The sequence below is a fragment of the Acidovorax sp. NO-1 genome (genome assembly GCF_000238595.1).
In the GTDB taxonomy this organism is placed as follows: Bacteria; Pseudomonadota; Gammaproteobacteria; order Burkholderiales; family Burkholderiaceae_C; genus Acidovorax.
Window position 1 is genome coordinate 1 of the sequence record NZ_AGTS01000014.1, and the last position, 10285, is coordinate 10285.

Here is a 10285-nt window from a genome sequence, read left to right on the forward strand (position 1 = left end):
TGAAGTGCGTCAAGACCACCCCGGCTCTTGTCCCAAGTGCGGCATGACGCTGGAGCCCATCATTCCCCTCGACGAGGAAGACAACCACGAACTGCTGGACTTCCAGCGTCGCTTCTGGTGGACGCTGCCGCTCACGGTCATCGTGACCATTCTTGCGATGTTCGGCCACCGCCTCGGATGGTTTGACATGCAAGTGCAGACATGGGTTGAACTCGCGTTGTCGTTACCCGTCGTGTTGTGGACGGGCTGGCCTTTCTTCGCGCGGGGCTGGCAGTCTCTCCTCCATCGCAGTCCCAACATGTGGACCTTGATCGGTCTGGGCACAGGCGCGGCTTTCCTCTACAGCCTGGTAGCTACCCTGGCGCCGGGCGTATTCCCGGACTCGTTCGTCTCCATGGGGCGGGTGGCGGTCTACTATGAGGCGGCGGTGGTCATCATTTCGCTGACCATGCTGGGCCAGATCATCGAACTGAAGGCGCGTTCGCAAACCTCTGCGGCGATCAAGGCGCTCCTCGGCTTGGCACCCAAGACCGCCCGCCGCATCAACGTGGATGGCAGCGAAGAGGATGTGCCGCTGAACCATGTTCATGTGGGAGATCTGCTGCGGGTCCGACCCGGCGAGAAAGTACCTGTCGACGGTGTGGTTGTCGAGGGCAGCAGCGCTGTCGATGAATCGATGCTGACCGGAGAACCTGTGCCAGTGACCAAACGTATCAGCGACAAGGTGATCGGCGCCACGCTGAACACCAGTGGCGCCTTGGTGATGCGCTCCGAGAAGGTCGGCGCGGCCACCATGCTGTCGCAGATCGTTCAGATGGTCGCCAATGCGCAGCGCTCGAAGGCGCCCATGCAGCGTATGGCCGATGTGGTGGCCGGAAAGTTTGTGGTCGTGGTGGTTCTCATCGCAGTTGCCACGTTCCTGGTTTGGGGGCTGTTCGGCCCGGAGCCCAGCTGGGTTTTTGGGCTGATCAACGCAGTGGCCGTGTTGATCATTGCCTGCCCCTGTGCGCTGGGCCTGGCTACGCCCATGTCGGTGATGGTGGCTACGGGTCGGGCAGCAACACAGGGCGTGCTGTTCCGAGATGCGGGGGCCATCGAGAAAATGCGCGAAGTCGATACCTTGATTGTGGACAAGACCGGCACCCTGACCGAAGGCAAACCCGCTTTTGAAAAAGCGGTTGCTGCTCCCGGCCACACCCCCGACGAAGTGTTGCAGCTGGCTGCCAGCCTGGACCAGGGCAGCGAACATCCGCTGGCCGATGCCATCGTCAATGCCGCTCGCGCACAAGGGCTGGTGCTGACCAAACCCGATGCGTTTGAATCAGGCAGCGGCATCGGCGTACGCGGCACGATCGATGGCAAGCGCCTGGTTTTGGGCAACTCCGCGTTGATGGAACAGGAGGGAGTCGCCATCGATGCACTCAGGAGCGACGGCGAGCGCTTGCGCAGCGAAGGCGCCAGTGTGATGCACCTGGCCGTGGATGGCCAACTGGCGGGCATCCTGGCCGTGACCGACCCGATCAAGGCGACTACTCTGGAAGCCATCCGAACCTTGCACGCCAGCGGCTTGCGCATCGTCATGGCGACCGGTGATGGCCTGACCACCGCGAAGGCTGTGGGCGCAAGGCTGGGCATCGACGAAGTGCATGGCGAAGTCAAGCCTGCCGACAAGCTCGCGCTGGTGGAAAAACTCCAGAAGGAAGGCCACATTGTTGCCATGGCCGGTGATGGCATCAATGACGCGCCAGCGCTGGCCAAAGCCGATGTCGGCGTGGCCATGGGTACGGGCACGGATGTGGCCATGAACAGCGGCCAGATCACGCTGGTGAAAGGCGATTTGCGCGGCATCACTGCGGCGCGCGACATCTCCATAGACACTGTCCGAAACATGCGCCAGAACCTGCTCTTCGCCTTTGTCTACAACGGCCTGGGGGTGCCGATCGCGGCAGGGGTGCTTTACCCGTTCACCGGGTGGTTGCTGTCACCGCTGATTGCGGCGCTTGCCATGAGTCTGAGTTCGGTATCGGTGATATTCAACGCGCTGCGCCTGCGCCGTGGCACCACATGATGCCCATCCTATCGATGGCATCGTGAAGCAACAACAACCATCGCTGCTCCTGTCGATGCTGTGTTCGCGTTCATGGACGACCCTATCCACTTGGGTGCACACATGGGGCGGAGCTCAGCCGTTGTGGGTGGGATATCCATGCGTATGCAAACAGACGCTCAGCGAGGCCAGGCCGTAGGTTCTGTGATCCACATGTCCGGACGCATGTGGGGCGTGGATTTGGCACTGCAGGAATCCGTAGTCGAGCGTCTCCCAACGCGGCGGAAAGTCTGGGCAACACTTGGTGAGCCAGTTTTAGTCATGATCGGTCGCTATAGCATGGGGTTTGATATACGACCAACGGATGGCGGGGCATATCTACGGGTCTGGATTGACTTCGACCCACCACCGCGTTGGATGCCGCACTGGCTTGGACGGATCGTCGGCGGCTTCTATGCCCGCTGGTGCGTTCGTCAGATCGCGCAGGAAGCCGTGCGCCATTTTCACAGTTGAGCAAGAGCGGTGCCAGTCGGCGCGTACCCATCCGCAGTCCCTATGCCAGGAGTGACCACTGTTGAGACTTGATTACATAAACGTAATCTGCGGCTCATCCTTCTATCAGGCCAGCCTGTCGAGAATGACTCCATGGGATGGCGCTCCACATTCGCCGCGCCTACAAGAACACTGAGGGAATCAACGCAATGGATTCGACCTACCATCGGTTCACCGAGCTATTTCAACAACTGGGGCTTGCCGCTGACGCCCGGAGCATCCAGCACTTCCTGGAGCACCACAGCCCGCTCCATCCTTCCATCCGGCTGGAAAACGCGCCATTCTGGAGTCAGGCCCAATCGGCCCTGTTACGGGATGAGCTATTGCTGGATGCGGATTGGGCAGAGGTGGTTGACCAGTTGAATGCGGCCTTGCGTGGATCGAAAGGTAAGTGATGTCCAAGATACGGTTGAGGCTATCCGTCGGCGCAGCATTGCTGGCACTCGTATTTACCCAGGCAAGTTTCAGTCAAGAGGGGCGCATTGGCGCCCATCTGGAGGGGCTTTTGAATGCGGCGCGGGAAGGTAATCCAGAATTTGCCAGCATGCAGTTCGAAGCCAATGCCGCCGCAGAACGAATTCTTCCTGCCGGCGCCTTGCCCGACCCCAAGTTCAGCATGGAATTGCGCGATATCACCCGGATGGGAGAGCGCAACCCGACGTTGCTACCTGGGCGCGTGGGGAGTACTCGCTACATCTTTACACAGGAGCTGCCCTGGTTTGGAAAGCGGGAGCTCAAGCGCGCTGCCGCCGCATTGCAGGCCGAGGCGGCGCGGGGGAAGTTGGCAGGCACCTGGAGTGAATTGGTCAGCAGGATCAAGACCACACATGCCCAGCTTTACTACCTGGAGCAGAACGAGCGGCTGACCCGGGAGATCTTGGACCTGATGGCCCGGCTGGAGAAGGTGGCCCAAGTGCGATATGGCAGTGGCCTCGCGGCACAGCAGGATGTCATTCGTGCGCAGCTGGAGCAAACCACCATGCGCAACGAATTGATTGCCCTCGACGCAGAGCGAAGTCAGTTGCAGGCCAAGCTGAAAGCGCTCGTGGGGCGCCCTGCCAGCGAGATGCTGGCTACGCCAGAGAGCATTCGCACACTTCCGGCGCCTGAGACCATGCGATTCGATGTCCTGGAGCAGCGTGCACGGTCCAGCAATCCGCTGCTGAGAACCGAGGAGTCACAAATCCAGGCTGCAGAAAAGAACCGTGAACTCACCTACAAGAACCGCTATCCGGACTTTGCGGTGGGGGTGTCACCCATCCAGTACGGTAAGTCGATCCGGGAATGGGAGTTGATGGTCGAGGTCACCATTCCCTTGCAGCAGGACACCCGGCGCGCACAGGAGCAGGAAGCACAGGCCATGCTGGATGCCGCCCGCTCGCGCCGCGAAGCGGCCACCAACCAGGTACTGGCGGATCTGTATGAAAACATTGCTGGCCTGGAAGCGGCGCGCCGTACGCTGGCGTTGACTACAGAAAGTTTGCTACCCCAGTCGGAACTGACGTTCCGCTCTGCATTGGCAGGCTATGAATCGGGCAAGGTGGACTTCGCCACGTTGCTGGATGCACAGAAGCAAATACGCCAAGCCAAACTCAATCAAGTCAAAGCAGGAGTCGCGGCGCAGATTCGCCTGGCAGACATCGAGCGCATCGTGGGAGAAGATCTATGACAACAACTATCAAGGTGGGCGCGCTCGTGCTGGCCGCCACGGCACTGGCTGCGGGAGGCGGCTATTGGTACGGGCAACGCCAGTCCGCTGCACATGGATCAGTGCAGGCGACATCGACTGTTGCTTCGGCAAACGATAAGAAGGAGCGCAAGGTTCTCTATTACCGCAATCCGATGGGCTTGCCCGATACGTCCCCCACGCCCAAGAAGGACCCGATGGGGATGGATTACATCCCCGTCTACGAGGGCGATCAGGAACCGGAAGCCGGAAGCGCCAACCAGATCAAGATCAGCACCGACAAGGTTCAGAAGCTCGGGGTGCGCGTTGAGGCTGTCAGCCTGCGCAACCTGGACAAGATGGTGCGCGCGGCAGGCCGCATCGAACCCGACGAGCGCCTGACCTACGCCATCACCCCCAAGTTCGAGGGCTACGTCGAACGCTTGCATGTCAACGCCACCGGCCAGGCCGTGGGCAAGGGCCAGCCGTTGTTCGAGGTCTACAGCCCAGAGCTGGTGTCGGCGCAACGCGAATATGCGATTGCCGCCCAAGGGGTCGACGCCTTGAAGGGCGCCAGCGAGGAAACACAGAAAGGAATGCGAGAACTCGCCGAATCGGGCCTGACACGCCTGCGCAACTGGGATATTTCGGACGAGCAGGTGAAGGCGCTGACTCAGTCGGGCACGGCGCGCCGCACCCTCACATTTCGCTCGCCGGTGGCAGGCATCGTGACCGAGAAAAAGGCGGTACAGGGCATGCGTTTCATGCCAGGCGACGCGCTCTACCAGGTCACTAACCTGTCTTCAGTGTGGGTGATAGCCGATGTATTCGAGCAGGACATCGGCATGGTCAAAACAGGGGCAAAGGCCACGGTTCGCATCAACGCCTACCCGGACAAGGTATTCACCGGTTCCATCACCTACGTCTATCCAACGCTCACGGCTGAAACTCGCACCGTGCCCGTGCGGGTCGAATTGACCAATGCAGGTGGGTTGCTAAAGCCGGGCATGTTTGCACAGGTGGAACTGCCCGCCGCCTCCAAGGGCACCGTGCTGACGGTACCGACGTCGGCGGTTATCGACAGCGGAACACGGCAGATCGTTCTGGTGCAACTCAAGGAGGGGCGTTTCGAGCCCCGCGAAGTCAAGGTCGGCGCGCGCAGCGAGGACCGCATCGAAATTATCGAGGGCGTGCAGGACGGTGAGATGGTCGTAGTGGCCGCCAATTTCCTCATCGATGCGGAAAGCAACCTCAAAGCCGCCATCGGAGGCCTGGGGCATACAGGACACGGGACTCAAGCCACTCCTGATGGATCAGCAAGCACCAAGGCCGTCACAGGCGTGGGTCACCAAGCCGAAGGCACAGTAGAGGACATCGATACGAAGTCCTCCACGGTGACGCTGGCGCACGGTACGGTGCCCAGCCTCAAATGGCCAGCCATGTCCATGGAGTTCAAGGTTGCGAACAGCGATTTGCTGAAACAGCTCAAGCCTGGCGCAGCGGTGGCGTTCGAGTTCGTCGAACGCGGGCAAGGAGAATGGGTGATCACCGCAGTCAAGCCCTCGGGCAATGCCACGGCCAATCCCCACGCCGGTCACAACTGATTTTCGGGAGACACCATGCTTGCGAAGATCATCGATTGGTCGGGAAGAAACCGTTTCCTCGTACTGCTGGCGACTTTGTTCGTCATTGTTGGCGGCGTCTATGCTGTGCTCAAAACCCCGCTGGACGCGTTGCCGGACCTGTCTGACGTTCAGGTCATCGTCTATACCGAGTATCCAGGACAGGCCCCGCAGGTGGTCGAAGATCAGGTCACGTATCCGCTGACCACGTCCATGTTGTCAGTACCCAAGTCCAAGGTGGTGCGGGGCTTCTCCTTCTTTGGCGCCTCGTTCGTCTACATCATCTTCGAGGACGGCACCGACATCTACTGGGCACGCTCGCGCGTGCTCGAATACCTCAACTTTGCGGCGGGGCGCATGCCCAAAGGCGTGACACCACAGATCGGCCCGGATGCGACGGGCGTGGGCTGGGTCTACCAGTACGCGCTGCTGGCCAAGGACAAGACCCTGGCCGAACTACGCACGCTGCAGGACTGGTATCTGCGCTATCAGCTCACCAAGGCACACGGCGTAGCAGAGGTTGCATCAATCGGCGGGTTTGTGCAGACATACCAGATCACTGTCGATCCGGTGAAACTGCGGGCCTATGGTATTCCTCTGGCTAAGGTTTCGCAGGTAGTGCGCGAGTCGAATCGCGATGTCGGCGGACGTCTCGTGGAGATGGCCGAGACCGAATACATGGTACGCGGCAGGGGCTACCTTCGAGGCGTGGCCGACATTGAAAACCTCGTGGTCAAGGCCGAAAAAGGTACTCCGGTTTTGATCCGAGACATTGCCCGGGTGGAACTGGCGCCGGACGAGCGCCGTGGGCTGACAGAGCTTAACGGTGAGGGCGAAGTGGTCTCGGGAATCGCCATGTCCCGCTATGGCCAAAACGCGCTGGAGGTGATTCACAACCTCAAGGAAAAGATTGCCGAGGTCTCGACTGGCTTGCCGCCGGGCGTCACGATCGAGGCGGTTTACGATCGGTCCGACCTCATCCACCGTGCCATTGACACGCTCAAACGTACTTTGCTGGAGGAGAGCCTGATCGTCGCGCTTGTCTGCATGGTTTTTCTCATGCACGTCCGCTCGGCGCTGGTGGCCATTTTGATGCTGCCCGTCGGTGTATTGATCGCCTTCATCGCCATGCGATTGCTGGGCATGAACTCCAACCTGATGAGCCTGGGCGGCATCGCCATCGCTATCGGGGCCATGGTGGATGCTGCAATCGTCATGATCGAGAACGCGCATAAGCACGTGGAACGCCTGCCCGCCGACCACAGCAATGCTGAGCGTGTGGAGGCCATGATCGCAGCCTGCAAGGAAGTGGGACCAGCGCTGTTCTTTTCGCTGCTCATCATCACCGTGTCCTTTCTGCCAGTGTTCACTCTGGAATCGCAGGAGGGGCGCCTGTTCTCGCCACTGGCCTACACCAAGACCTTCGCAATGGCTGGGGCAGCGCTTCTGTCCGTGACGTTGGTGCCGGTACTGATGATGCTGTTCATCCGGGGACGGATCATGCCTGAGTCCCGTAATCCGGTGAACCGGTTCCTGATCTGGACCTACCGTCCCATCATTGCCGCTGTAATGCGCTGGAAGAAGCTGACAATTGCTACGTCGCTTCTGGTTCTGGGTGTTTCGATCTATCCCGCCAGCCAGTTGGGATCCGAGTTCATGCCTACGCTCAACGAAGGCACGCTGTTGTACATGCCCGCGTCGCTGCCAGGCATGTCCATCACCAAGGCGGCTGAGCTATTGCAAACGCAAAACAAGATCATCAAGAGCTTTCCCGAAGTGGTGTCGGTCTACGGTAAGGCTGGGCGAGCCAATACGGCAACCGATCCGGCGCCTACCGAGATGTTCGAGACCGTCATCAATCTCAAGCCCGAATCCGAATGGCGCTCGGGCATGACGATGGACAAGCTGATCGCCGAGTTAGACCAGGCGCTGCAGTTCCCAGGCGTATCCAACGCCTGGACCATGCCCATCAAGGCGCGCATCGACATGCTCTCAACCGGCATCCGTACGCCCATCGGTATCAAGGTTTTCGGCAAGGATCTGGGCGAAATGGAACGCCTGGCGCGCGAGATTGAAACTGTAGTCAAGCAGGTGCCTGGAACGACCTCCGCGTTCGCCGAGCGCATTACCGGCGGCTTCTACCTCAACATCGAGCCCGACCGGGCGCAACTGGCGCGCTACGGGCTGGGGGTGGGGGAACTGCAGGACGTCATCGGCACGGCGCTGGGCGGCGAGATGGTGACGACCACCGTTGAAGGCCGAGAGCGTTTTGGTGTCACGGTGCGTTATCCGCGCGAACTGCGCGCTGACCCACAGCAGATCGCACGGGAGGTGCTCGTCCCGACCATGGACGGCGCCATGGTGCCGCTGGGGCAGGTCGCACGCGTTGAGATCGCCAAGGGCGCGCCTGGCATCCGCACGGAAAACGCGCTTCTATCAGCCTACATCTTCGTCGACATCCGCGACCGCGATATCGGTGGCTACGTGGCAGACGCCCGCAAAGCCGTGAACGAACAGGTCCAATTCCCGCCAGGCTACTACGCGACCTGGAGTGGACAGTTTGAATCGATGGAACGTGCGGTGCAGAAGATGAAGGTAGTCATTCCCGTCACCTTGCTTATCATCTTTCTGCTGCTGTACCTGAACTTCAAGCGCCTGACCGAAACCCTGATCGTCATGCTGTCGGTGCCGTTTGCACTGGTCGGAGGTATCTGGCTCATGTGGTGGATGGGCTACAACATGTCGGTGGCCGTCGCGGTGGGCTTCATCGCCCTGGCGGGTGTGGCCGCCGAGACCGGGGTGATCATGCTGATCTATCTCGACCATGCCTGGGAGGAAATCCAGGCCAAACGCCGCGCTGAAAACAAAGAGCCTAGCGTTGCGGATCTCTATGAAGCCATCATGGAAGGGGCTGTGGAGCGCGTGCGTCCCAAGATGATGACGGTGGTCGCCATCATGGCTGGCCTGCTTCCCATCCTGTGGGGGACTGGAACAGGCTCGGAGGTGATGAGCCGCATCGCCGCACCGATGGTGGGAGGGATGATTTCGTCGACTGTGCTCACACTGGCCGTGATCCCGGCCATTTATGGCCTGGTCAAGCAGTGGCGACTGCCGAAAATGGCGAGATAAGGCTGCCTGATGGGCCGAGCGCGCCCTCGATACATGGAAAGAAAGCAACTATCCCCCGGCAAAACCGGGGGCTTTAAGTTGTGAGCCGCTCGAAGCGGCTACATACGGTCGCTGACGCGACCTCTCAGTTTTGGAGCCACCGTATTGGTGGCGGGCTCACTTCCAAAGCCCCATCTGTTCGAGCCTCTCATCTTCATTTTCCTGCTCGCGGATGTACTGCCTGATGCCACCAGCCCTCCGCCGTAGCCGACACAGTGCAAAAATGATGATCAGTCATTTTGGCACTGGCAATGTATGCGTCCGGCAATCCCATCTTGAGATAGACCCAGCGCCGAGGCATCGTGTGCACGATGAAGATCATGCACACCTTGGCGAACGACACGATCGCCCAACGCCCCAAGCGGCGCTATTACTCCCCGGTACTCAAAGCTCAGATCGTGGCCGAATGCCAGGTCTCCGGCGCGTCAGTGGCTGACCCTTACGCCTACCTGCGCGAAGTGATGGCACGCCTGCCGATGCAGCGCGCCAGCCAGGTCGGCAAACTGCTGCCGCACCGCTGTGAGCCCACTAAGGCTTCAAGCATTTAGATAGGACTCGACTGCGCCTCCATTGCTGCGATCAGCGGACAACGTACTATGCCCCTTGCCGAACCGCAGAGACGAACCAACGATGAAAGTGCTGCTTCCATCCGTTGTAAGTCCGCAAGCTTGAGTCGAACTTCAACGAGCTTGGTCTCAGCCTTCACACGAGCGTGAGCACAACTCTCCCCATCTTCAAGTTGAAGCAGCTGCGCGGTCTCGTCCAAGCTGAAACCCAACCGCTTCGCGGCTTTGATGAAGTGCAATCGAGACTGATCGTTCCTGCCGTAGCGCCGAATGCTGCCCGAGGGCCGTTCGGGTTCTAGCATCAGCCTCTTGCGCTGGTAGAACCGAATGGTTTCAACGTTGACACCGGCCGCCTTGGCCAGATCTCCGATGGTCATGCCTGGGTCTGCGTCCAGAGGGTTGTTGTACATGGTTCTTGACTCCGTACTGGGGTACGGTTCTAAGCTTATGCGATGTCACTTGATTCTCTCAACCAAGTTAGGAGGGTGTGCAGAATTTTGTGTAAACGGACAATCCACCGCAGGCGAGAGCCTGCTTGTCCGCAAACACAATGACAACCAAGAAGCACGAAGTACCGCAAAAACTGCTGGCCAGCCTGCTGGCCGACTACAAGAAGCCTGAAGTGTTGACGCCGACCGAAAACTGAGCCACTTTTTGGTGTGAT

The 10285-nt window shown here is 59.8% G+C and carries 6 protein-coding genes and 2 pseudogenes; 7 read left to right on the forward strand and 1 reads right to left on the reverse strand.

From position 1 onward, the window contains the following. The 7 genes and pseudogenes from KYG_RS01485 to KYG_RS24985 form a co-directional block, all read left to right on the forward strand. Positions 1-2068, forward strand: a 2068-nt coding sequence (locus tag KYG_RS01485; protein WP_008903031.1) for a copper-translocating P-type ATPase, incomplete at its 5' end; no start/stop codon positions are given. A gap of 30 nt (positions 2069-2098) precedes the next feature. Then, a pseudogene (locus KYG_RS23450) lies at positions 2099-2560 on the forward strand (SRPBCC family protein); the annotation flags it as partial. A 188-nt stretch (positions 2561-2748) separates the two neighbouring features. Further along, a complete protein-coding gene (locus KYG_RS01490; RefSeq protein WP_034692621.1) occupies positions 2749-2994 on the forward strand; it encodes a DUF2789 family protein in 246 nt (81 codons plus the stop codon). Continuing rightward, complete coding sequence (locus tag KYG_RS01495; protein ID WP_008903033.1) at positions 2994-4268, forward strand: TolC family protein; 1275 nt, start codon at positions 2994-2996, stop codon at positions 4266-4268. Before KYG_RS01490 ends, KYG_RS01495 begins: the two co-directional genes overlap by 1 nt. Then, positions 4265-5869: an efflux RND transporter periplasmic adaptor subunit gene (locus KYG_RS01500; protein WP_034692618.1), complete on the forward strand. Its 1605-nt coding sequence runs from the start codon at positions 4265-4267 to the stop codon at positions 5867-5869. Before KYG_RS01495 ends, KYG_RS01500 begins: the two co-directional genes overlap by 4 nt. Before the next feature lie 15 nt (positions 5870-5884). Next, positions 5885-9016, forward strand: a complete 3132-nt coding sequence (locus KYG_RS01505; RefSeq protein WP_008903035.1) for an efflux RND transporter permease subunit — start codon at positions 5885-5887, stop codon at positions 9014-9016. Between the two features lie 470 nt (positions 9017-9486). Further along, positions 9487-9603 (forward strand): annotated as a pseudogene (locus tag KYG_RS24985) (transposase domain-containing protein); the annotation flags it as partial. Here the strand turns inward: KYG_RS24985 and KYG_RS01515 are convergent. Beyond that, the gene (locus tag KYG_RS01515) at positions 9600-10031 is read right to left on the reverse strand and encodes a MerR family transcriptional regulator (protein ID WP_008903037.1); all 432 of its coding nucleotides are present in this window, start codon (positions 10029-10031) and stop codon (positions 9600-9602) included. The pseudogene KYG_RS24985 and the gene KYG_RS01515 overlap by 4 nt on opposite strands. Positions 10032-10285 lie beyond the last annotated feature (254 nt).